Annotated in this window: 18 protein-coding genes and 1 rRNA gene; 14 read left to right on the top strand and 5 right to left on the bottom strand. The window is 67.4% G+C overall.

The features are described from left to right. The first annotated feature begins 229 nt into the window (after positions 1–229). Positions 230–1906: an aldehyde ferredoxin oxidoreductase C-terminal domain-containing protein gene (locus tag BLU74_RS03565; RefSeq protein WP_089765329.1), complete on the top strand. Its 1677-nt coding sequence runs from the start codon at positions 230–232 to the stop codon at positions 1904–1906. A gap of 37 nt (positions 1907–1943) precedes the next feature. On the opposite strand, the gene BLU74_RS03560 is transcribed toward BLU74_RS03565, so the two are convergent. Then, positions 1944–2219, bottom strand: coding sequence for a ubiquitin-like small modifier protein 1 (locus BLU74_RS03560; protein WP_089765327.1), 276 nt, complete (start codon positions 2217–2219; stop codon positions 1944–1946). Between the two features lie 129 nt (positions 2220–2348). On the opposite strand from BLU74_RS03560, the gene BLU74_RS03555 reads away from it, so the two are divergent. Together BLU74_RS03555 and BLU74_RS03550 are read left to right on the top strand one after the other, a co-directional pair. Then, positions 2349–2690 carry a 2Fe-2S iron-sulfur cluster-binding protein gene (locus BLU74_RS03555; RefSeq protein WP_089765325.1) on the top strand — a complete coding sequence of 114 codons (342 nt, stop codon included), beginning with the start codon at positions 2349–2351 and terminating at the stop codon, positions 2688–2690. 249 nt (positions 2691–2939) lie between these two features. After that, the gene (locus BLU74_RS03550; RefSeq protein WP_089765323.1) at positions 2940–5279 is read left to right on the top strand and encodes a DEAD/DEAH box helicase; all 2340 of its coding nucleotides are present in this window, start codon (positions 2940–2942) and stop codon (positions 5277–5279) included. A gap of 93 nt (positions 5280–5372) precedes the next feature. On the opposite strand, the gene BLU74_RS03545 is transcribed toward BLU74_RS03550, so the two are convergent. After that, complete coding sequence (locus tag BLU74_RS03545; RefSeq protein WP_394327862.1) at positions 5373–6023, bottom strand: HAD family hydrolase; 651 nt, start codon at positions 6021–6023, stop codon at positions 5373–5375. An 81-nt stretch (positions 6024–6104) separates the two neighbouring features. Between BLU74_RS03545 and BLU74_RS03540 the strand changes: the two genes are divergently transcribed. The 6 genes from BLU74_RS03540 (at position 6105) to BLU74_RS03515 (ending at position 14545) form a co-directional block, all read left to right on the top strand. Beyond that, on the top strand, positions 6105–6845 hold the full coding sequence (locus BLU74_RS03540; RefSeq protein ID WP_089765319.1) for a PDDEXK family nuclease: 741 nt from the start codon (positions 6105–6107) through the stop codon (positions 6843–6845). Positions 6846–7003: 158 nt separating this feature from the next. Beyond that, on the top strand, positions 7004–9748 hold the full coding sequence (locus BLU74_RS03535) for a S8 family serine peptidase (RefSeq protein ID WP_089765317.1): 2745 nt from the start codon (positions 7004–7006) through the stop codon (positions 9746–9748). Further along, the gene (locus BLU74_RS03530; protein ID WP_089765314.1) at positions 9745–10665 is read left to right on the top strand and encodes an ABC transporter ATP-binding protein; all 921 of its coding nucleotides are present in this window, start codon (positions 9745–9747) and stop codon (positions 10663–10665) included. The genes BLU74_RS03535 and BLU74_RS03530 overlap by 4 nt, the downstream gene beginning before the upstream one ends. Positions 10666–10668: 3 nt before the next feature. Beyond that, positions 10669–11580, top strand: a complete 912-nt coding sequence (locus BLU74_RS03525) for an ABC transporter permease (RefSeq protein ID WP_089765312.1) — start codon at positions 10669–10671, stop codon at positions 11578–11580. A 146-nt stretch (positions 11581–11726) separates the two neighbouring features. Then, positions 11727–12905: a tRNA-intron lyase gene (endA, locus tag BLU74_RS03520; protein WP_089765311.1), complete on the top strand. Its 1179-nt coding sequence runs from the start codon at positions 11727–11729 to the stop codon at positions 12903–12905. Beyond that, entirely contained in the window at positions 12902–14545 is a 1644-nt protein-coding gene (locus tag BLU74_RS03515) for a tryptophan--tRNA ligase (RefSeq protein ID WP_089765309.1), read from the top strand. Before endA ends, BLU74_RS03515 begins: the two co-directional genes overlap by 4 nt. A gap of 26 nt (positions 14546–14571) precedes the next feature. Here the strand turns inward: BLU74_RS03515 and BLU74_RS03510 are convergent, their stop codons facing one another. Further along, the gene (locus BLU74_RS03510) at positions 14572–14856 is read right to left on the bottom strand and encodes an amphi-Trp domain-containing protein (RefSeq protein WP_089765307.1); all 285 of its coding nucleotides are present in this window, start codon (positions 14854–14856) and stop codon (positions 14572–14574) included. Positions 14857–15204: 348 nt separating this feature from the next. Between BLU74_RS03510 and pheS the strand changes: the two genes are divergently transcribed. From pheS to BLU74_RS03495, 3 genes are all read left to right on the top strand, one after another. Continuing rightward, a complete protein-coding gene (gene pheS, locus BLU74_RS03505) occupies positions 15205–16716 on the top strand; it encodes a phenylalanine--tRNA ligase subunit alpha (RefSeq protein WP_089765305.1) in 1512 nt (503 codons plus the stop codon). Beyond that, entirely contained in the window at positions 16716–18497 is a 1782-nt protein-coding gene (gene pheT, locus BLU74_RS03500) for a phenylalanine--tRNA ligase subunit beta (RefSeq protein ID WP_089765303.1), read from the top strand. The genes pheS and pheT overlap by 1 nt, the downstream gene beginning before the upstream one ends. 159 nt (positions 18498–18656) lie before the next feature. Further along, positions 18657–21281 carry a valine--tRNA ligase gene (locus BLU74_RS03495; protein WP_089765301.1) on the top strand — a complete coding sequence of 875 codons (2625 nt, stop codon included), beginning with the start codon at positions 18657–18659 and terminating at the stop codon, positions 21279–21281. Positions 21282–21305: 24 nt separating this feature from the next. Here BLU74_RS03495 and BLU74_RS03490 read toward each other — a convergent pair whose 3' ends face one another. Together BLU74_RS03490 and BLU74_RS03485 are read right to left on the bottom strand one after the other, a co-directional pair. Further along, on the bottom strand, positions 21306–22367 hold the full coding sequence (locus BLU74_RS03490; RefSeq protein WP_245705733.1) for a quinone-dependent dihydroorotate dehydrogenase: 1062 nt from the start codon (positions 22365–22367) through the stop codon (positions 21306–21308). A 72-nt stretch (positions 22368–22439) separates the two neighbouring features. Continuing rightward, on the bottom strand, positions 22440–22637 hold the full coding sequence (locus tag BLU74_RS03485; protein ID WP_089765299.1) for a hypothetical protein: 198 nt from the start codon (positions 22635–22637) through the stop codon (positions 22440–22442). A 395-nt stretch (positions 22638–23032) separates the two neighbouring features. Between BLU74_RS03485 and BLU74_RS03480 the strand changes: the two genes are divergently transcribed. Together BLU74_RS03480 and BLU74_RS03475 are read left to right on the top strand one after the other, a co-directional pair. Beyond that, the gene (locus tag BLU74_RS03480; protein WP_089765297.1) at positions 23033–23365 is read left to right on the top strand and encodes a non-histone chromosomal MC1 family protein; all 333 of its coding nucleotides are present in this window, start codon (positions 23033–23035) and stop codon (positions 23363–23365) included. Between the two features lie 790 nt (positions 23366–24155). Then, positions 24156–24332: ribosomal RNA gene (locus BLU74_RS03475) — 16S ribosomal RNA — on the top strand; the annotation flags it as partial.

Genomic DNA, 24332 nt, shown 5'->3' with positions numbered 1-24332 from the left:
TGTGATGTTGGGGGGCATTCACACGGTGCGGACGGGGCGGGTCTCCGGATCTCCCGGGAACGGTCCGACTCGCTGTCTCGATTGCCGCGTGATCAGTGCCGTGAGAACCGTAGTTTCAGCGCGACGGCCAGTCCAACTCCGCGTGGGTTCCGTCGGCGTCGTGTTTCGCTCGCTCGGCTGCGCGTAACGTCCCAAAGCTAATTATTATTTGCTCACGTAGCACGTCGAGATGCTACACGCGAAAGGTCCGCTCCTCACCATCGACCTCACCGATCGGACCGCGACGCGCACCGACATCGACGATCTGCTGTCCGAGACGATCGGCGGGCGAGCCACAGCGACACACCTCGCACACGAACGGATCCCGTTCGACGCCGATCCGTTCGGTCCGGAGAACCGCGCGTACCTCTCGACAGGACCGCTGCAACACGCACGGATGAGCTTCACTGGGCGGATGAATATGACCGCGCTGTCGCCACTGACAGATGGTCTCTGTTCGTCGAACGCCGGCGGCTACCTCTCGCGGAACTTCGCCGACACCGGCGCCAGCGTGGTTGAATTGGTGGGCGAGAGCAACGAACTGCTCGCGGTCCACGTCCGCGACGACGGCGTGACCTTCGAGGAGGTACCGGAACTCGAGGGCGCACTCGTCCCGGAGGTAAGCGATTACGCCGAAGAACACCACGACCTCGGCTCGGAGCACTGCGTCGCGATCGGGCCCGCGGGCGAGAACCTCGTCCGGTTCGCCAGCGTGATGACGTTCGACTCGCGGGCCTTCGGCCGCGGCGGGCTCGGGGCCGTCCTGGGCTCGAAGAACGTGAAACTCGTCACGTTCGAGGGCGACGCCCGACCGGACGTCGAGGTCCCCGCCGACGCCGCCGCGGAGATTCACCGCGAGGCAGCCACCGCCGACGATAGTATGAAGCGCCAGGGAACGGCCGGCGGCACCGAGTTCATCAACGACAACTTCTCGCTCCCGACGCACTACTTCGAGGACTACGAGTTCGAACACGCCGCGGACATCGGCGGGAACGCGGTCGAGGAGAAGAAGTACAAGAAGGCGGCCTGCTCGCAGTGCGCCTTCGCGTGTAAGCTCCCGACACGCGACGAGGAGACGGGCTTCGAGACGGAGGGCCCGGAGTTCGAGACGATCTACTCGTTCGGGTCCAGCCAGGGCATCGGCGACCTCCTCGACGTGATGAAAGCGAACGAACTCTGTGACCAGTACGGGATGGACACCATCTCCGCGGGCGTCACGGTCGCCGCCTACCTCAAGAGCGAAGACGAGTTCGGGAACGCCGACCTCGCTCAGGAAGTGACCGAGCAGATCGCCCGACGTGAGGGCGTTGGCGACCTGCTCGCGGAAGGCGTCCACCGCGTCCACGACGACCTCGGCGTCGACGATATGACGATGAAGGGGATGGAGTTCGCCGCCCACGACGGGCGTGTCCTGCACGGACTCGGTCTCCAGTACGCGGTCGCGAACCGCGGCGGCGATCACCTGTACGCGGAGATGATGGGTCTCACCTACGGCGGCGTCATCGAGACCGAAGGCACGCTCGACAAGGTGGAGACGCTGATCGACCAGGAGAACTTCTGTGCGTTCCGCGACTCGGGCGTCGTCTGCGCGTTCTCGGGCCAGTACATCGAACCCGAGGACTTCGAGGCGCTCTTCGACGCCGACTACGAGGACCTGCTCGACGTCGGTGCGGGCGTCATCGAGCGCGAGCGACACTTCAACAACCGCCGCGGTTACGACCGCGCGGACGACGAACTCCCCTACGACCTCCCGGACATCGACGCCGCCCTCGCTGCGTACTACGATGCCCGCGAGTGGAACGAGGACGGCACCGTCCCCGAACCGCGGTTCGATTCGGGCGCGGCGCAGGCCTCGGCGGACGACTGATCGAGTCGCCGTCTCCGATCGGCCTCCGACTTCCGCGCTATCCGCCGTAGACGGCGGGCGAGACCCGAATCACGTCCCCGGCCGACAGCGGCGTCTCGAACCCGTCCTCGTGCTGGACGTGGCTCCCGTTCAGCGTCACTACGACCTCTCCAGCTAACTCCTCGCCGTCGCGGAGTCGTCCCTCCAAGCCCGGGTACCGGTCCTCAAGTTCCACGAGGAGGTCGCCGACGGTCTCGGCGTCGGTATCGACGACGACCGTCTTCGTTCCGACCGGCTCGCGGAACGGCCCGAAGAAGGCGCACTCGAGTTCCATATCCGGCGTTGGCGGCCGCCCGTAATGAGGTGCGGGGGTCGACATCGAGGGACCGCGCGGTCGCGACGATCCCCCGATCCGCTCGCAACCGCCGGTAGAGTGAGGTGGGCAGCGGTCGATACACGGCCTATGGACGACCCGGTTCCGCTGACCGTCGTCGATGGCGACGCCGAGACCACCGTCGAGGTCGACCGCGGCGCGAACCTCCGCCGGGCGCTGCTCGATCGAGACTACCCCGTCTACGGATCGCTCTCCCGGCACGCTAACTGCGGCGGCCGCGGGCTGTGTGCGACCTGCACCGTCGAAGTCGACCCCGCGCCGGAGCCGAGCCACTGGCACGACGCGGCGGCGGTTCGCTTCGGCTACCCGCGGCTCTCCTGTCAACTCTCCGTCGAGGAGCCCACGACCGTCCGACTGCTCGACAAGGTGCTCTGGGGGCAGGTCCTCCCGAAGCGGCGCTCGGACGAGTAGCGCGTGAGCTCCACGGCGAGTAACGCGTGAACTCCACGGGGTGTTTCACGTGCGCCCGCCGCGTTCCGTCCGCGCTCCGCGCGCGTTTCGTGCGGCCGATGGAGAAACGACTTTGCACCCGGAAGCCCCGGTGTCGGATATGACTCGTCTCGCTCCGCCCCCTCTTTCCTCTCGTCCCGTTCGGTCCCGTCCGCCGAGCGTCGTCTTCCCCGCGTCCCGACGACCGTCGCCCCCGAGGAGGGCCGCGGCGTGAAAGTCGCCGAGATCGTCCCGGAGTTCGCGGAGGCGTTCGGATTCGAGGAGTTCAACCGGATGCAACGGGAGGCCGCGCCCGCCATCCTCGAGCGCGACGAGAACGTCGTCGCGGCTGCGCCGACCGCCTCGGGCAAGACCGCGCTCGCCGAGTTGGCGATCTGCCGGACGATCGACGACGGCGGCACCGCGCTCTTCGTCGCGCCCCTGCGGGCGCTCACCAACGAGAAAGAGTCCGAGTGGGAGCGCTTCGAGGACCTCGGCTACTCGGTCTACGTCGTCACCGGCGAGCGCGACCTCAACCCCCGACGCGCTGAACGCGCGGACATCCTGGTGATGACGCCCGAGAAGACCGACTCCGCGACGCGGAAGCACGACTCCGCGCGCTACTCGTTCATCGCCGACGTCGACTGCGTCGTCATCGACGAAGTCCACCTCCTGGACTCTGACACCCGCGGCGGCGTCCTCGAAGTGACGGTCTCGCGGCTCCGCCGGATCTGCGACCCGCGGATCGTCGCACTCTCGGCGACGATGCCGAACATCGAAGATGTCGCGGGGTGGCTCGACGCCGCCGAGGAGACGACCTTCGAGTTCGGCGACGAGTACCGCCCCGTCGACCTCCACGCGGGCGTTGAGACGTACACCCACGGCGACAACGCCTTCGCCGACAAGTACCGCCGACTGTACAGCGCACTCGATCTGGCCGAGGAACACATCCGCGACGACGGGCAGGCGCTCGTGTTCGTCTCCTCGCGACAGGACGCCTCCCGGGCGGCGGGCAAGGCCCGGGACGTGATCGCCGAGCGGGACATCCCGATGGGCGCGCGCGGCGACTACGACTTCCACACCGAGGCGCAGGACCTCGACGACGACACCCTCGCGAAGAGCGTCCCGGACGGCGTCGCGTTCCACCACGCGGGGCTCTCGAAGGGTGACCGCGACCGCGCCGAGGAGTGGTTCAAAGAGGGGAAGATCCAGCTGCTGTTCTCGACGTCGACGCTCGCGTGGGGCGTGAACCTCCCGGCGCGCTGCGTCGTCATCCGCGACACCAAGTACCACGACCCCCTCGAAGGCGAGGTCGACATCTCGCCGCTGGACATCCTCCAGATGCTCGGGCGCGCGGGTCGGCCGGGCTACGACGACGTCGGGTACGGCTGGGTCGTCTGCGACCGCGGGGACGCCGAGAAGTACCGACAACTGCTCCGGGAGGGCAAAGAGATCGAGTCCCGACTGGCGGAGGATCTGGACTCTCACCTCAACGCCGAGATCGCGATGGGGACCATCCGCGACCTCGACGACGTGCTCTCGTGGCTGGAGACCACGTTCTACTACCGGCGCGCGCAGTCGAAGCCCGAGCAGTACGACTTCGCGAACCTCCGCGGGCGGGTTCGCGAGACGCTCGAATCGCTCGTCGACCGCGGCTTCGTCGAGATGGGCGAGGACCTCTCGGTCGACGGGACGCCACTCGGGCGCCTCGCCTCGAAGTACTATCTCCGCCTCGACACCGCCGAGCGCTTTCACGACCTCTGTACCCGGGAGACGATCGACGCCGACGGGATCCTCGAGACGGTCGCGGGCGCGGCGGAGTTCCACTCTGTGTCGGCCCGGCAGTCCGAGACCGACGCCGTCGACGCGGTGCTCTCCGACGTCACGACCGGGCTGGAGGACGGGCCCCGGAAGGTGCTCGCGATCCTCCACGCCGGGATGCAGAACAGCACCCCCGCGGACCTCCGCTCGGACGCGTGGATCATCCGACAGAACGCGCTCAGACTGCTGTCGGCACTCCGGGAGTTCCTCGCGGAGTTCTCGGGGCCCCGGGCGGCCAACCTCGCCCGCCGGGTCGAAGCCCGCGTCGAACACGGCGTCCCGCGGGACGCCGTCGGCCTCACGGCGGTCGACGGGATCGGCCCCAACCGTGCGCGGACGCTCGCGACCGGCGGGCTTCACAACCCCGCCGAAGTCGTCGCCGCCGGGACCGACGAACTCGAACGCGCCGGACTCTCAGCGGGCGTCGCAGAACGCATCGTCGAGAACGCGCGCGACTTCCCGGCGATCGACGTCTCGTGGGGGGACTTCCCCGAGCGCATCCCACGCGGGCAGAACGAGATGTGCGACGTCGTCGTCGGCAACGACGGCGGAAGCGCGGCGATCGGCGTCCGCGTGACGGTCAACGGCGTCGAGATGAGTCAGACTGAGACGTATCTCTCCGATGCGACGACCGTCCCGGTGGGCGTCTTCGGCGCTGACGCCGACGATCTGGAGTACGTCGTCGAGGTGACGTTCCCCGACGAGCCGCTGCTCCCGATCAGAGCGACGCGGACCGTCGCCGTCGAGTGATTCCGCCTCGCTACGGCCGAGTGACTCAGTCTCGCTACTGCCCAGTGAATTCGCCTTGCCACCGCCGGACGAGGCCGTCTCCTGTGGCCTCGTCTACGCCTCTCCGAGAAACACGTCCCGGAGTCCCTCGGGCCCCTCGGCGACGAGATCCGCCTGTGAGAGGTCCAGCGCCGCGTTGTGGGTCGTGCGGTACGCAACGGTGAACGCCCCCGCCCGGACGGCCGCCTCGATGCCGTTCACCGAATCCTCGACGACGACGCAGTCGGCGGGATCACAGCCGAGGGCCGCCGCCGCGCGCTCGTAGATGTGGGGTTCGGGCTTCCCGGGTTCGTCGATGTCCTCGGCGCTCAACACGAGGTCGAGGTCGCCGAGGGCGAACCGCTCGCGGACGATCGAAATCCACGCCTGCGGTGCGGAGGAGACGATCGCGAGCGGTCGTCCCGCCGCGCGCAGTGTGTCGAACAGGTCGGGGACCCCGTCGGTCAGCGCCACGTCCTCGCCGTAGAGCGACGTCGCGCGGTCGTCGTATGCCGAGACGAACTCGGCTTTGCTCACTGCGGTCCCGTACTCCCGGTCGAGATAGTCGTAAATCTCGCCGTATGACATCCCCGTCACCTCCTCGTGGGCGGGGTCGCCCGAGGCAACGGCCGTCGCGAAGACCCACTCGTCCTCGAAGCGGTGCCAGTAGGTCTCCGAGTCGACCAACACGCCGTCCATATCGAACAACACCGCGCCGTCGGGCAGGTCCATATCTCTCCTCACACGCCATCGAACAAAGACCTTCGCGAGCGGCTTTATTACCGATGACGGGACCACGCCCGTCGTATGTCCGAGACGATCCGACTCTTCGCCGGCGACTGTACGACGACGTTCGAGGGAGCGCGCACCCGCACACAGCGCGGCCACGTCGCGGTGGTGGTCAAGCCGGACCGAACCGTGCTGGTCCACGACGCCGACGGCTACCAGCCCGTGACGTGGCTGACGCGACCGGACTCGCTGACGGTCGAGACCGATTCCTCGGGGTTCGGGCTCGTCGCTCGTGCCGACGAGCAGGTCCTCCGAGTCGTCTCCAACGGGGAGTCCGACTGGGTCGAGTACCCGATCACGGAGGCGGGCGTCCCGGTCGGGTCGCACCCGGAGACCGGCGAACCGCTGGTGCGGGCGAGCGGCGCGGTCCGCGGCCTCGACTCCGACGTCACGTTCCCGCTCCCCGCGGGAGCGACCGTCCGCGACGACACCTGCGAGGCGTGCGGCCTGCCGAGGATCCGCGCCGAAGCGGGGGCGGCGTTCGACCTCTGTCTCGATCGCTCCTGTGAGTCTCTCGACGACGCCGTCCGAGAGCGGTTCGACCGCGAGTGGACCTGTCCGGACTGCGGCGACGACCTCCGGATCATCCGGCGCGGCGGCCGCCTGCTCGCCGGATGCGACGCGTATCCCGACTGTGAGACCGCCTTCGCCATCCCCGCGGGCGTCGCCGCCGACGACTGCGCCTGTGGCCTGCCGGTCTTCGAGACTGCGCGCGGCCGGCGGTGTCTCGACGCGACGTGTGCGGTCTCCACGGACTGATACCCGTGGTCGACGTCTCCGGTGATCCGCTGTTCGGGTGCCGAATCGGCCGTAGAGACCGTCCGACCGTCCCTCGACCACCCCTGGCCGCCCACTGGACGTATCGAATCTGATACCCGACAGCAAAGAGTTACCTATTGGCTCACACAGCCGGCGATATGGACGAGACAACTGCCGTGGGGAGGCGCGCGTTCCTCTCCGCCGCTGCCGGCGCGGCGACGGTCGCCGGCTGTGCCGAGGTGAGTCAAGGCGCAGTCGATCCGGAACTGGTGGAGCGCGCCGGGCGAGTCGAGGGTATCATCCGGGTCGAGGCGGGCACGGCCGACGACGTCAGCGAACTCCCCTCGCGCAACGAGCGCGTCGGGGCACTCAGACGGCACGCCACCCGGACGCAACAGCGCGTCGTCGACTCCGTGAAGAGGACGCCGGGCGTCGAGCTCCGACGGCAGTTCTGGGTGGCGAACGCGGTGCTGGTCACCGTCGACACCGAAGTGGCGTCGTTCGCCGACATAGCCGCCATCGACGGCGTCGATCGGATCCATCGGACGGCCACCGGCGCCGACCGGCGTCCCCCCGACCTCGACGCGACCGGTGAGTCGGTCGCGCAGACGACACAGGACGACGGCGTCAGCTACGGACTGGAGATGATGAACGTCCCCGCGGTCTGGGAACGGTTCGGGTCCCGCGGGGAGGGGACGCGGATCGCCATCGTCGACACCGGTATCGACGCCTCTCATCCCGACATCGACCTCACTGCGTGGGCCGAATTCGACGCGGAGGGGCAGCGCGTCGACAGTGAGCCGCACGATCCGGATGGACACGGCACCGGGATGAGTAGCCTCGCGACCGGCGGCGACGCCAGCGGCACGCAGATCGGCGTCGCGCCCGAGGCGGAGTTGCTCGTCGCAAAGCAGGCCCCCGACGGGCGATTCGCGTCGACGCTCGCCGCGCTGGAGTGGGCGGTCGAGAACGGAGCCGACGTCGTTTCGATGAGCTTCGAGTTCGGTCCGCTCGAACACGAAGCCATCGAACCGTTCGCGAACGCCATCGCGGCCGGGACTGTCGTGGTCGCCGGTGCTGTCGGCCCGCAACTCTACCTCTCTCCGGGCTCTCTGTACTCCACGTTCACGACCGGGGCTGTCGACAGTGAACGGCAGCCGTACCAGAACGGCAACGGCGGCGAGATCCGAACCGATCGGTACTGGCGGAGTGATGCGGTGCCCGACGAGTGGCCCGATCGGTACGTCGTCCCGGACGCGACGGCCCCGGGCGTCGACGTCCTCACAGCGGTCCCCGACAACGACGAGTTCGACGGCGGCCATCTCCGGACAGACGGGACCAGCAACAGCGCGCCCCACGTTTCGGGCGTCATCGCGCTCCTGCGCTCTCTCGACGGGGACCGCTCGCCCGCAGAACTCGGGAGGATCCTCAGAGAGACCGCCGAGCAACCGGGCGATCCCTCCGAGCACCCCGATCCGAACGGTGACTTCGGGCACGGGATCGTCGACGCCGCCGCTGCCGCTGGCGAGGTGGCGGGCCGCGACCGAACGCTCTCCGGAACGGTGACCGATCCCGACGGGGTCCCCGTCGCCGGCGCGACCGTGTCCGCCGTGACCGGCGCTACCACCCGGACCGACGAACAGGGACGATACACCCTGTCGGTCCCGGACGGCGAGGAGACCGTCACCGCCGACGCGGTGGGATACGACCCCGTCACTCGACGTCTCGCGCCCGGCGACGGCCGTGAAATCGGCTTGCAGTCCGAACGTCGGCCGGACGTCCGGCGAGCGGGACGGCTCCCGACCCACGTGGCTCCCGGCGACACGCTCGCGCTGGAATTCGAGGTGGCACACGCCGGGTACGTCACCATCCTCGCGCGCGAGTCGCCGTTCCTCGTCCCCGCTTCGGCGGTGTCGGTGCGGGTCAACGGCGAGCCGGCGACGGTCGAGGAACCGACAGAGATCGCAGACGAAGCGACGCTCCGGATCGAACTGGACGTCGACGAGGGAGCAAGGGGCATCGTTCCGCTGCAGCTCTCTCTGGCGGACGGCGAGCGCAACGCCGACATCGAACTAGCGCCGATCCACGTCCACGAGCGGCCCCTGCGAGTGTCTGCAGATGAAGACATCCAGCGGGCCATCGACATCGCCGCCCCCGAGACGACCGTCGAACTGGCCGGCGACAGGTGGGAGGTGGCGGTCTCCGACTTCGAATCACCGCTGCCCGACTCGCGATTCGGGAACCCGATCTTCGATCAGACTCGCGACGACCAGGCCGGCTTAGTCGTCGACAAACCGATCAGGCTCGTGGCCGCCGACGACTCCGACCCGACGCTGGTCGCGAGCGGTGGTTCCGGCGACCGGACGTTCGGGCTTCAGGTCGCCAGCCACTTCGCTACGGTCCGAGGCATCCAGGTGGTCGCCGAGGGTGCCACCGCCGCAGTGAGCGTCCTCGATGGCGACGGTGTCCACCTCCGGAATCTGGATCTCTCCGGGGGGACGAACGGCGTGTACTCGCAGTTCACGAAGAGTCTCGTCGTCGAGGAGTGTCGGATCTCGGCGACCGAGACCGCCGTCGAGTTCCGAGAGCTGAGTGTCAACGGACTCGTCAGCGACAGTACGATCCGAGACGCGCAGCAGGGCGTCTACCTCAGCGGCCGCACCGGCGACCGACTGTTCGACGTGGACGTCACCGTGACGGGAAACACGTTCGAGAGCGTCGGGACCCCGATCGACAGCGAGGGAACGGCGACGATCACCGGCGGCGACGGCGAACCGAGACAGACCGGCGGGGAGCCACCGGCGAACTCGATGCTCGACCTCGTGTTGTACGCCGCGACAGCGGGGGCCGTCGGCGCGCTGTTTTACCCCTACGGACGGCGGCGACTGGGGGCCCGACGATGACGATGATCGAGACGCGCGGTCTGACGAAGGAATACGGCGACGTCACGGCGGTCACGGAGGTCGATCTGACGGTCGACCGCGGCGACATTCACGGCTTCGTCGGACACAACGGCGCCGGCAAGACCACCACGATGCAGATGCTCACCGGGCTGGTCACCCCCACCCGGGGCGAGGCCTACATCGGCGGCGAACCCGCGGGAACCCGCGCAGCGACGAAGAAAATCGGCTACGCGCCGCAGGACCCGGCGTTCTACGAGTCGATGACCGGCCGGGACTATCTCACCTATATGGGCGAACTCTCGGCCGTCGACGGATCGACGCGGGAGCGGGCCGACGAGTTGCTCACGCGGCTGAACCTCACTGACGCGGCGGACCAGGCGGTCGAGGGGTACAGCGGCGGGATGTTGCGGCGGCTGGCGGTCGGCCAGGCGATGCTCGGTGATCCCGAACTGTTGATCCTCGACGAACCGACGGCGGCGCTGGACCCCGAGGGCCGGGCGATGATCATCGACGCGCTGGAGAGCCTGACCGACGAGGGCACGACCATCTTCGTGAGCAGCCACGTCCTCACCGAACTGGAGCAGTTCATCGACACGGTCACCTTCCTCAAGGAGGGACAGGTCGTGACCTCGGGACCGCTCACGGAGGTGCTCTCCGATACGGGGATCGAACGGTTCGTCGTCGACGCCTCAGACAACGACCGCGCGGCTCGTCTGCTCGCGACCCACGAGTCGGTCGACGAGGTCGACCGCAACGACGATGGCGCGGTCGTGGTGCGGACCGACGATCCGGAGGGATTCGCCGTCGCTCTTCCACAGGCTCTCAGCGACGCGACGCTCGGCCTGTACTCGGTGGACCGCGAGGGCGGCCTCGAAGAGCGGTTCCTCGACATCCTCGACGACGGAGGGGAGGACTGACCGATGTTCCTCGCCATCTACCGGAAGACGCTGGGCGACCTCTCGGAGCCGAAGGCGATCCTCACGTACCTCCTCGTCTTCGTCTCGGTCCTGTGGTTCCTTCTGATCGGCTTCGGGAACAACGAGATTCCCGACGCCGTGGCGAAGCTCCCGCTGGCCGAACAGGAACTCGAACTCCTCACTGCCTACGTCCCGCTGACGTGGCTGTGGGGTGTCGGCATCGGACTCCTCGTCGCCGGAGCGCTGTTCGTCGCGCTCACGCTCGCGACGGAAGCCGACCGGGGCACCCTCGATCTGCTCTTGAGCAAGCCCGTCCGGCGCTGGGAGGTGCTGCTCGCCATCTTCCTCGCGAACGTCACGTTCCTGTTTGCCGTCGCGGTTGCCAGCCTGCTGCTCGTCGCCGTCTTCCTCTACCAGATGGGCGGGTTCAGTACCGCAGCACTCGGCGGTGGCGTGTTCGCGGTCCTCCCCGCGACGCTGGTGTATGCGCTCTTCGTTTCGGCGTTCGTCAACGCCGTCGGTATGGCGGCTAGCGTCGCCACGCGGAACCGTCTGCAGACCGCTGCGCTGACTGCCGTCGTTCCCGCCCTCTTCTTCGTCCTGTTCGTCGCTCGCCTCGTTCCCGGGAGCATTTACGAGGACTACTCCCTCTATATGATCGACGTCAGTTATCACCTCGGCAACGTCTACGCGCTCCTCCTCGGCACGCTCGGGGACCCGCTGCCGGTCGAACTGCAGGCCCAACTCGGGTTCTGGGCGGGCGTCTACGAGGTCCCTCAGGGACAGGACGCGCTCGGTGAGTCGCTCGAACTGGTCGGCTACGTCGACCCCGTCGTCTCGCTGGCGCTGTGTGTGTGTCTGACTCTCGGACTGCTCGCGGTTGCGCTCGTCCAGTTCCAGCGCCTCGACGTCTGAAGCGAGCGGCACGCCGACACGTCAGCCCCTCTCGGACGGTTCCCACCGGTGTCCGTTCCGAGCCCTCGCCCTTGCTGCCGAATCAGAATCCAGTTCCGCTCTCGCGCATCGCAGGCCCTATGTCCCCGCCGACTCCCCTCTGTGGTATGGACGGGACACTGGCCGACGGCGTGGTCCACGTCGGCGGCGACGCCAGACAGCGGTTCTACGACGCCCGCGGCTACGGCCGGCCGCTGGACCGGAACCGGATCGAACTGGCACCCGTCGAGGCGGCCCACCTGCTCTCGCGCGGCGACCTCGACGCCGTCGTCGACGAATCTGCGGCGTCGACTGCCGACGGCGATGCCACCGGGAGTGACGCCGAGGCGGCCCGACGACTGCACTTCCGCGAGTTCCTCGTCCGGACGGGCGCGACGCTTCACTTCGCGGTCTACAAGGACCTCCGCGACCGGGGATTCTACCTGTCGCCCGCCCGCGACGCGTGGCCGGGCGTCGCCGGCGACGTGTCGGACGACGTCGACTTCGTCGTCTACCCCCGCGGGAACGGCCCCTGGGACGACGAGGTGGCTCACCGAATCCGCGTCGCCGGCGAGCGCGAAGCGATCCGTGCGGATTCCCTCGGCGACGTCGTCCTCGCGGTCGTCGACGAGGACGGCGAGTTGACCTACTTCGAGACCGTCAGCGGTCCGGCGATCGGCTCTGCGGCCGACGCAAGCGCGGCTGCAGCAGCGACGGGGGTATCGGCCGACGAAGCGACGACGGCGTCCGACGACACCGATGCGGACCCCGGCGCCGAGGCGGGCCTCCCGTCCGGCGTCGACGCCGACCTCCTCGGCGACCGCGTCGTCTGCTACGGCGCATCCGAAGCGCTCTACGAGCGGCGGTTCTACGGCCAGCGGCTGTTCGGCCGCAACGCCGATTCGGGACCCCTGCAACTCTCGCTCGTCGAGGGGGCGTACCTCGCCCAGCGCGGCGTCGTCGACGTCGATCCCGCCGCGGTCGTCGCCCTCGGCCGGGAGGTCGAGGGCGAGCGGTTCGACCGCCGGTTGCGGGCGTACGCCGCGCTCCGGGACCGCGGCGTCGTTCCCAAGAGCGGGTTCAAGTTCGGCGCGGACTTCCGGGTCTACGACGAGTTCACCGGCGTCGAGGACCTCTCTCACTCGACGGATCTCGTGCGGGTCGTGGCCCCGGACCACGTCTTCTACCCGCGGGACCTCTCACTGGACGTCAGGCTCGCCGGCGGGGTCCGGAAACGAATGGTTTTTGCGCTCACCGCGGCCAACGGCGAGATAGACTGGCTCTCGGTAGCCCGACTCACCCTATGACACGAGACCACGACGCCCCCGAGCGCGAGGCCCAGGACGACGAGCAGGCACGCCGGGCGCTGGCGGACGGCGGCACCGACGACGCCGCGGCCGGTGCCGACGACGTCGCGCTCGACCCGTGGGGCTCCTCGACGGTCACCGACTACCGGAAACTCTTCGAGGAGTTCGGCATCGGCGAGTTCGACGACGTCCTCTCACAGACCCCGAACCCCCACCACCTGATGCGCCGCGGCGTCATCTTCGGCCACCGCGACTACGAACCGGTCGCCGACGCGCTCCGCGCGGGCGAGGACGCGGCCGTCCTCTCGGGCTTTATGCCGACCGGTGACCCCCACATCGGGCACAAACTGGTGTTCGACGAGATCATCTGGCACCAAGAGCAGGGCGCCGACGCCTACGCCCTGATCGCCGATCTCGAAGCGCACTCGGCCCGCGGGATGACCTGGGCCGAGATCGACGAGCACGCCCGCGACTACCTCCTCAGCCTGCTTGCGCTCGGCTTCGACCCCGAAGCGGGTGAGCTCTACCGCCAATCGGACAACCGCGAACTGCAGGATCTCGCGTTCGAACTCGGCTCGAAAGCGAACTTCTCCGAGTTCCAGGGCATCTACGGCTTCGACGGCGAGACGAACGTCTCACACATGCAGTCGGTCGTCACCCAGATGGCCGACATCCTCTACCCGCAACTGGAGGAGCCGAAACCGACGGTCATCCCGGTCGGTCCCGATCAGGACCCACACGTCCGCTTCGCCCGCGATCTCGCGGCTCGGATGCGTTTCTTCGGCGTGACGGAGGCGTACGCGAGCTTCGAGCTCACAGACGCCGAACGGGCGCTCGTCGGGGCCGTCTACGACGCACGAGACCAGTACGCCGACGAGCCCGAGCGACCCCGCTGTGAGGAGGCGGGCGCGTGGCTCGCCGAAGCGGACCAGCCGACGCTGGACGAACTCGGCGTCGTCGTCGACGATGGCGTTCGGGAATCCACGGTCGAGAAGCTCGAAAACGGCGGGATGGAGCCGCTCCGTCCCCGCGTTCGCTTCCTCGATCTCAACGCCACCGACGAGGCCTTCGAGGGACTCCTCGAGGCGATTCCGGGCGAGAAGCGGCGCTACGACGAACACGTGGACGCCTTCGACCTGGAGGGTGACGAAGCCGAGGAGCTGGCGCGGGATGTCGAACTCGACCACGGCGGCTACGGCTTCGTTCCCCCGTCGTCGGTCTATCACCGGTTTATGACCGGCCTGACCGGCGGGAAGATGTCGTCGTCGATCCCGGCGTCACACATCTCGCTGCTCGACGATCCCGAGGAGGGGTACGACAAGGTGAGAGCGGCGACGACCGGCGGCCGCGACACCGCCGAGAAACAGCGCGAACTCGGCGGCGAAGCCGACGAGTGTCCCGTTTATGAACTCTACGCGTATCTCCTCGCGGGCGACGACGACGAGTTCGCCAAGGAAGTCTACGACGAGTGCGTGAACGGCGAGCGGCTCTGCGGCGGCTGCAAAGAGCAGGCCGCCGAACTGATGCGGGAGTTCCTCGAAGACCACCAGGCGAAGCGCGCGGAGGTCGAAGAACTCCTCGAAGACCTCGACATCTCGCTTGAGTCGCCGCGGCGAGGCGTCGCACCCGGCGACGACTGAACGTCTGCTCCGCGGTCGGGGTCAGATCACTCGATCGACAGTTCGCCGCTGCTGCCGCCGCCCGATTCGCCTTCGTTCCACTCGATCTCGAACTCGATGCTCAGTTCGCCCTGCCCGCCGGCCGGCCCCTCGCGCTCGGCTTTGACCTCGAACGTGGGCCGCTCGGGTGGCGAGAGCGTCACTGACTGGTCGCCGGCGGTGAGCGAGACCTCCTCGCCCGCCTCGAGTTTCGCCGCGACGTCACGCAGGTAGGATGCGATCGCCGCGCGGTCCTGGGCACTCTCAGATTCGAACAGCACTTCTTCGGGCATACTTCTACTTCGCCGTCCGAGGAGATAAGTGCGTGGCCGCTACGTCCCGTGACACCGCATCGCACGATTCCGGAATCATTTTGCTCGCGCTCGCGCTGTGTTCGCGTATGCGTCACGGGCGCAACTGCATACCGCGCGGCGTCGCCACCGGACTGACCGACACCGACGGATCCGCGTTCGTTTTCGCGGTCGCGTGAGGACGGTGGCCCCGTCGCACCGGCGACCCGGCTTTCGGGTCCCGGTGCACCCCCCGAACCGACCCCTCGCGGACGCGACGCGTCCGCGGTCTTCGGAACTGCTAACTGGCGGCCGAGCGGTAGACGCGACAACGACTGCACACACTCCAGAATGAAACTTCCCGAATCACAGGTCGCGGTGCTGAACGCCGCGAGCGCGACAGACGAGACGCCGATCGACCGACTCGCAACGGAGGCGGACCTCAAGCCCGAAACCGCGACGCAGGCGGTCTTCGAACTCCGGGACGAGAGCCTGCTCGACGTCACCGAGCGCGAGTCCGTCGAGTACGAACTGACCGAGGAGGGCCGCGCGTACGTCGAGGCCGACCTCCCCGAAACGCGACTGTACCGCGCCGCCGTCGACGCCGGTGCCGACGAGGACCCCGTGCAGATGGGTCAGGTCATCGGTGCGGCCGACCTCGACGGCCCGGAGGTCGACATCGCGCTCGCGAACTACGGCCGGAAAGGCTACGGCGACATCGAGAGCGGGGAACTCGCCGCCGACCCCGACGCCGACGCGGGCGCAGACCCCGAAGCGGCCGCGCTCGAGACCCTCGCCGGCGGCGAGGGCGCAGACGGGATCGACGACGAGGTCCTCGATCAGTTGGTCTCGCGGAACCTCCTCGACCGAAACGAGCGCACCGTTCGGACGGTCACGCTCACCGACGCGGGCGTCACCGCGCTGATGGAGGGCGTCGAGACTGCCGAGACCGTCGACCGCCTCACCCCGGAGATGCTCACCTCCGGCGCGTGGCAGGACGTGGCGTTCACCGAATACAACGTCGAGGCGGACGCGCCCGAGGTCCAGGGCGGCAAGACGCACGTCCTCAGACAGACCGCAGAGCGCGTCAAGGACGTCCTCGTCGGGATGGGCTTTCAGGAGATGGAGGGCCCGCACGCGGACGCGGACTTCTGGATCAACGACTGCCTGTTCATGCCGCAGGACCACCCGGCCCGGACCCACTGGGACCGCTTCGCACTCGACGTCCCGCCGATCGCTGACCTCCCCGACGAGCTCGTCGACAACGTCGAGCGCGCGCATCGTGCGGGCGTCGGCGAGGACGGCGACGGCTATCACTCCCCGTGGTCGGAGGACTTCGCGCGGGCGATCGCCCTCCGTGGCCACACCACGTCGCTGTCGATGCGGTATCTCTCGGGCACCGAGGTCGGCGAACTGGACCCGCCGCAGCGCTACTTCTCTGTCGAGAAGGTCTACCGAAACGACACGCTGGACGCCACGCACCTGCTGGAGTTCTTCCAGATCGAGGGCTGGGTGATGGCAGAGAACCTCTCGGTACGGGACCTGATGGGGACGTTCGTGGAGTTCTACGAGCAGTTCGGCATCACGGACATTCAGTTCAAACCGCATTACAACCCCTACACCGAACCCTCCTTCGAGCTCTTCGGCAAACACCCCACGACCGGGGAACTCATCGAGATCGGTAACTCGGGGATGTTCCGCGACGAGGTGCTGGAACCGCTCGGCGTCGAGCACGACGTGATGGCGTGGGGGCTCGCGCTCGAACGCCTCGCGATGCTGACAACGGGGGCCGAAGACATCCGCGATCTGCACGGGACGTTGGCCGACCTCGACTTCCTCCGCGGCGCGGAGGTGACCTACTGATGCCTGTCGTCGACATCGATCCCGACGAGCTTCGGGAACTGACCGGCCACGAGGAGAAGGACGACGAGGAACTGAAATCCGACCTGTTCGGACTCGGCCTGGAGTTCGAGGGCGAGACCGAGGAGGGCCTACTCCAGTTCGAGTTCGGTCCCGACCGGCTCGATCGCCTGTCGGTCGAGGGCGTCGCGCGCTCGCTCCGGTACCACTACGGCGACGACCGCGGCGTCCGCGTGCCGGACACCAACGATCCCGACTTAACGTACGTCGTCGACAGCGACGTCCCCGACGAGCGACCCTACGTCACGGGTGCGATCGTCCGCGGCGTCGACCTCGACGAGCGGAGCCTCGACTCGCTGATCCAACTGCAGGAGAAACTGCACGCCACGATGGGTCGCAAGCGGGCGAAGGGCGCAATCGGGATCCACGACCTGGTGGCGATCAAGGGCGACACGCTGACGGACGACGGCGAGGGCAACTCGATCACCTACACGGGGATCGACCCCGACGGCGACACGTTCGTCCCGCTGGACAGCGACCGCGAACTGACGCCCGCCGAGGTGCTGGCGGAACACCCGACCGGCGAGACGTACGCCGACCTCGTCGCCGAGTACGACCGCTACCCCGCGATCTACGACGAGCTCGGGCTGTTCTCGTTCCCGCCGGTCATCAACGGCCGCCGGACGGAGGTCTCGACTGACTCCCGCGAACTGCTGATCGAACTCACGGGGACCGACCAGTGGACGATCGACCGGATGTGCAACATCATCTGCTACGCCCTCGCCGCCCGCGGCGCGACCATCGAGGAGGTCGAAATCGAGTACGGGCCGTCGTCACCGGCGGGCGAGCGAACGCTCGTCCGACCGGACTTCGAGGTCGAGACCAAGTCGGTGAGCCACGACCGGATCGAGACGATGCTGGGCGTCGAGTTCGAGCCCCGAGAGGTGATCGACCTCTTCGAGCGCTCCGGTCTCGCCGCGGTCATCGACGACGAGGTCGAGGCGAGCGCGGCCGTCGGGACGGATCCGGCAGATCTCCCCGACGACCCCGTCTACGAGGTGTCGATTCCGCCCTACCGGACGGACGTGCTCCATCCCCTGGATCTGATCGACGACGTCGGCCGCGCGTACGGCTTCGACGAACTCGAACCCAAGTACCCGGACCTCGGTACCGTCGGCGGCCGCCACGAGCGCTCTCGACTCGAAGCCGCGACGCGAACCGTCCTCACCGGCCTGGGCTTCGAGGACCTCCTGAACTTCCATATGACGCGGGAAGCGGCGGTCTACGACCGGATGAACGTCGAGCCCGGAAGCGAGTATCTGGGCGGCGGCGAGGCGGTCGAGATCACCGAGCCCTACAGCGAGGACTACACTATCCTCCGGCCGTGGCTGCTCCCGTCGCTGGTGATGGTGCTGGAGAACAACACGCACCGCGGCTACCCGCAGGACCTCGCGGAGGTCGGCCTCGTGGCCGAGCGCGACGACGAGGTCAACACCCGCGTGCGCGAGCGCCGCCACGTCGGTGGCGTCCTCGCCCGCAACGACGCCACCTACGAGGACGCGAAGGCTCGCCTGCAGGCGATCTGCCGCGACTTCGACGTCGACCTGGCGACGCCGCCGACCGACCACCCGTCGTTCATCGACGGGCGAGTCGCCGCCGTCGTGATCGACGGCGAGGACGTCGGCCTCGTGGGCGAACTCCACCCGGCAGTGCTGGTCGAGCACGACCTCGAACTGCCGGTGGCGGCCTTCGAGTTCGAGCTCGCGGCGCTCGGCGACGACTGATACCGATCACTCTCACTTTTTCCGCCGAGAGCCACCCCTGTTGGCGGCGCTCGGTGGGACGAGAGTAATCAGTACGACGCCGTCGACCCCCCGAGTCACACTCCTCTGTCCGTGTAATCGAGCCACTTAACAGCCCGCCCGCCGGTATTTTCGCCCAGGATGCCGAGCGGAGAATACGACCCCGACACCGTCGAGGCGAAGTGGCAAGACCGGTGGGTCGACGAGGAGACCTACGCCTACGAGGGCGACGCCGAGAACCCCGACACCGCGTTCTCGATCGACTCGCCGCCACCGACGGTATCCGGGAGCTTGCACTGGGGCCACGTCTACGGCTTCACACTGCAGGATTTCGTCGCTCGGTTCAACCGGATGCGCGGGAAAGACGTCTACTTCCCGTTCGGCTACGACGACAACGGGATCGCCTCAGAGCGGCTTGCCGAAGACGAACTCGACGTGCGCCACCAGGACTACGAGCGCCGCGAGTTCCAGCGGATGACCCAGGAGGTCTGCGCCGAGTACGAGGCGGCGTTCACCGAGAAGATGCAGAGTCTGGGTATCTCGATCGACTGGAACCAGACGTACCAGACGATCTCGCCGGAGGTCCGCCGGATCTCGCAACTCTCTTTCATCGACCTCTACGAGCAGGGTCGCGAGTACCGACAGCGCGCGCCGGCGATCTGGTGTCCGGAGTGTGAGACGGCGATCTCACAGGTCGAGACCGAAGACGACGAGCAGCCGAGTCACTTCCACGACATCGCCTTCGAGGTCGTCGGCGAGGCGGACGCCGACGACCCAGAGCAGTTCACCATCTCGACGACTCGGCCCGAACTCCTGCCGGCCTGTGTCGCCGTCTTCGTCCACCCCGACGACGACGGGAACCAGGACCTCGTCGGCGAGACCGCGCGCGTCCCGCTGTTCGACCAGGAGGTACCGATCCTCGCGGACGAGCGCGTCGATATGGAGACCGGGTCGGGGATCGTGATGTGCTGTACGTTCGGCGACCAGACCGACATCGAGTGGTACCAGGCGCACGACCTCGACCTCCGGATCGCCATCGACGAGTCGGGCACGCTGACCGACGTCGCCGGCGAGTACGAGGGCCTCTCATCGGCGGACGCCCGCGAGGCCATCGTCGAGGATCTCGACGAGGCCGGCGCGCTTCTGGATCGCTGGGGGATCACGCATACGGTGAACGTCCACGAGCGCTGTGGCACCGGCGTCGAATTCCTCGTCAAAGACCAGTGGTACGTCGAACTCCTCGACAAGCGCGAGGAGTACCTCCAGGCCGGACGGGAGATGGACTGGTACCCCGAGAAGATGTACACCAGGTACAAAAACTGGATCGAAGGGCTCCAGTGGGACTGGGCCATCTCCCGGCAGCGCTCCTCGGGAATTCCGTTCCCCGTGTGGTACTGCGCCGACTGCGACGAACCGGTCCTCGCCGACAAAGAAACGCTTCCGGTCGACCCGCTGAGCGACGACCCGCCCGTCGACGCCTGTCCGGAGTGCGGCCACACGGCGTTCGTCCCCGAGGACGACGTCCTCGACACGTGGGCGACTTCGTCGCTCACGCCGCTTATCAACGCCGGGTGGGACTGGGACGCAGCACACGAGGAGTTCAGGTTCGAGCACCCCGAACTCTACCAGTTCGACCTCCGGCCGCAGGGCCACGACATCATCTCCTTCTGGCTCTTCCACACGGTCGTGAAGTGCTATGAGCACACCGGCGAGGTGCCGTTCGATAGCGTGATGATCAACGGGATGGTGCTCGACGAAAACCGCGAAAAGATGTCGAAGTCCAAGGGCAACATCGTCGCGCCCGACGAGGTCGTCTCGAAGTACCCCGTCGACGCCGCGCGGTACTGGGCGGCCGGGTCGGCCGTCGGCGACGACCTCCCGTACTCCGAGAAGGGACTCCGCGCCGGCGAGAAACTCCTCCGAAAGCTCTGGAACGCCTCGAAACTCGTCGAGAGCCTCACCGAGGACGCGCCCGCGGAGTTCGATCACGACGACCTCGCGGCGCTGGACCGCTGGCTCCTGGCGTCGCTGGACCGGGAGATCGAGCGACTGACCGCCCGCTTCGAGAGCCGGGAGTTCTCGAAGGCCCGCGACGGCCTTCGCGGCTTCTTCTGGCACACGTTCTGCGACGACTACCTCGAGATCGCGAAACAGCGCGTCCGCGACGGGGGCGACCCCTCGGCCGCCTACACGCTGTCGGTCGCCCACCGGCGGTTTCTGAAGCTCTTCTCGCCCATCCTCGCGCACGCGACCGAAGAGCTCTGGCACGATATGTACGGGGACGACAGCGTCCACCAGAGCGGGTGGCCCGAGCCGCTCGGCATCGACGCTGACTTCGAGGCGGGCGAGACGGCGATGGAGGCCGTCGGCGCGCTCCGGAAGTACAAGAGCGACGCGAAGCTGTCGATGAACGCCGATCTCGACCGCGTCGAGGTCTGGGGCGACGTCTCCGGCTTCGAAGACGACATCTCCAGCGTGATGCACGTCGACGAACTGGTGATCTTAGACGAGCGGCCGCCGATCGAGACGGTCGTCACCGGTGTCGACCTCGATTACTCGCTGGTCGGCCCCGAGTTCGGCAGCCAGGTCTCAGAGATCGAGGCCGTGATCGACGACGACGCGTACGAACGCGTCGGCGACGAACTGCACGTCGCGGGCGTCGAACTCGATTCGGAAATGTTCGAGATTCAAGAAGAACAGCAGTACACCGGTGCGGGTGAGATGGTCGATGCCGAGGACGTCGTCGTGATCGTCCACCGCGACTGATCGGGCGCGGGCTTCGCGTCGCTTCTATAGATCCGCGCCGACCGCGTCCGCGACGCTGTCGTATCCGTCTCGCTCGAGCAGGTCGAGCAGTCCCTCGTTGATGTCGCGAGCGAGCGTCGGCCCCTCGTAGACGAGTCCGGTGTACAGTTGCACGAGACTCGCTCCCGCACGGATCTTCGCGTACGCGCCTGACGCGTCCGAGACGCCGCCGACGCCGATCACGGGGACGTCGGTTCGCTCGGCCACGAACCGGACCATTCCCGTCGAGCGGTCCTCGATCGGGTCGCCCGAGAGACCGCCCCGTTCGGCTCGTTTCGGACTCCGGAGCCCCGCCGGCCGGTCCGTCGTCGTGTTCGTCGCGATGACACCGTCGAGGTCGAAGTCGTCGACGACAGCGAGTGCGTCTTCGACCGCAGGCCCCGGGAGATCAGGCGAGAGCTTCACCAACAGCGGGGACGCGCCGGCGTCGGCGAGCGTCCCGAGAATGGCCTCCAGCGACTCGCGGTTCTGCAGGTCGCGCATCCCCTCGCTGTTCGGACAAGAGACGTTGACTGCCAGGTAGTCGGCCCCTGCAGCCACCTGCTCGTACGTGTCGCGGTAGTCTTCGGGAGCCTCGTCGCTGTCTGCCGTCTCCGAGAGTGCGACGTTGACACCGACCGGGATCCCCGGATCGGGCTGCTCCCGCAAGCGCTCACCGACGGCGTCGGCACCCTCGTTGTTGAGTCCCATCCGGTTAACGATGGCCCGATCCTCGACGAGGCGGAACATCCGCGGTCTGGGGTTCCCGGGCTGTGCCCGAGCGGTGACGCCCCCGACCTCGACGTGGCCGAAGCCGAGCGCGCCCAGGACCGACGGCAACTCGGCGTTCTTGTCGAACCCTGCGGCGACGCCGACGGGGTTCGCGAACGACTGCCCGAACGCGTCGACAGCGAGGCGCGTGTCATCCACCGTCAGCCGCTGCCGGAGTTCGTCTTCGACCGGCGTGTGCTGGACCGCGTTCAGCCCCCGATGGACCGTGCGGTGTGCGCTCTCTGCGGGCAGCGAGAAGAGAAGGGGCCTGAGTGCGCGGTACGCGGACCCGATCACGGGAGCCACCGTCGCTCGCGCTCGTTCGAGCGTCCCGGCTCCGGCGTCCGAGCAGTGCCTCGATGCATCCGGTTAGAAGTCGTGTTCGACCGCGTCTGGGTCGGCCTGCTGAATGATGATCTTCCCGTCTCTGACCCGAACGAACACCTCGTCGCCGATCTCCATCCCGGCTACGGCGAGTTCGTCTTCGTGGAGGTTCACGTGGACGTTGTGATACTCGCCGTCTTCGTCTTTCGCGCCACTCGGGCTGAGCTTCTTTTTCCGAACCATCGGAACTGTCTAGCCGAAGATTCGCCGCAGGATATACATAAGTGTTGTTTACCACTTCTCAATTACAGTAGCGGATTATTCTTCGCGTGCACACGCGAGCAGGCGGGGATCGATTACCTCGCTGTCACCTGTTTGGTGGCGTCGGGAGCGACTGCCGGCCCCGTGGCCGCGGCCCGCCTCTCGGTGTTCCGCCCGGCCCTCCGGTGCTCGGATCTCCGTCGAGCGATCAGCCCAGCGCTGGCTGGTGAGCGACGATTGCCTCGATCGACTCGTCAAGGCGGCGTCGACGGGGGCGATTGCGGCCCCGAATGTGACCACCGACCCCGCCGCCGCAGCCGGTTTTGCCGGTATATTTAAGCCGAACCATGTGTTTCCTTGACACAGAGGTCCCAAAGATGGTACGCGAGGACGGCAAGCGGAACTTCGTTATGCTCGAGGACGGACAGAAGACCAAACAGTTCACCGGTCGGATGCCGCGACAGGCAGCGCTGAAGGCGGCGCGACGGCTCGAAGGATACGAAGACTGCGAAACCGAAGACGAAGCCAAGGACGACCCCACCGAGATCAGACTGCTCGAACGCGGCACCGACAGGGTCCACGTCTATCACGCGTGGGCGTGGCACGACTCCGCGCCCGACGACAAGCCCGGGTGGATGCAGGACAACGAGGTGTCGACTGTCACACGAGGCAACGTCTCGAAGCAGGGCATCGAACACATCGAGAAGTAACCGACCGATCGCACGACGGCTCCGTCCGTGCTATCCGTAGGGGCTACTCCGACCAGTCTCTCGGGAGATCCCGACACCTCGCCGGCGCTCCGCCTCGTCAGGTCCGTCATCCCTTTGTCCGTCCCACTTCCAGTTCCGAACGCGCGGTTACCATCCGAGCAGACCGCACGCCCGATGCGTGGGATGACGTCTCGGCCTCCGACCGCGCGATACGGTTTCTGCGTTCGCGTCACCACTTCTGTCGAGCAGCTGCCACTCGAATCACGCTCGCACCGTTCGGTGTGAAATCGCATAACGAAGCGGGAACGATACGACGGTCTTTTATGTTACCCGGGCATTCGGATTAATACGCGGAAGCCCGCCCGGGACGACCCGGACGGGACCTTCGCCGGATGCCCCTCGACGAGCGCGTCGCCGTCTTCGTCCCGATCTCGGGACGGGGACGATACGACGGGCTTAAGTGTTCGAGTCGGTTCCGGTTGAATGCGAACGACACACCGCGACCGGGGCGCGGTTCGACTCCGCCCCCACTCGGACGCGCCGGCTTCGGCCGGCAACGATGCGGATCGGTGCCTTTATGGCTCCGAACGCCGTACGTTTACGTCCGCAAGAGATGAGGATTCCACCCCTGCGGTCCGCCGTACAGATGGAATCTGATGTTAGCCTTGGTGGTTCGGTGACACCTGTCTGGTCGACCCGAACCACTTCTGGACCACGCAATGATATATGGTGATTCCCCTCTCTTAGAGAGGGAATCCCGCCACACCCCTCCCCCACACGGGGGAGACCCATTCCGGTTGATCCTGCCGGAGGCCATTGCTATCGGAGTCCGATTTAGCCATGCTAGTCGCACGAGTTCATACTCGTGGCATATAGCTCAGTAACACGTGGCCAAACTACCCTACAGCGACGGATAACCTCGGGAAACTGAGGCCAATCCGTCATAGCGCTCTCTCAGTGGAATACT

This window comes from Halobellus clavatus (assembly GCF_900107195.1).
In the GTDB taxonomy this organism is placed as follows: Archaea; Halobacteriota; Halobacteria; order Halobacteriales; family Haloferacaceae; genus Haloquadratum; species Haloquadratum clavatum.
The sequence above is the reverse complement of the archived record's forward strand: the minus strand, read 5'-3'. Positions and strand labels throughout refer to the sequence as shown.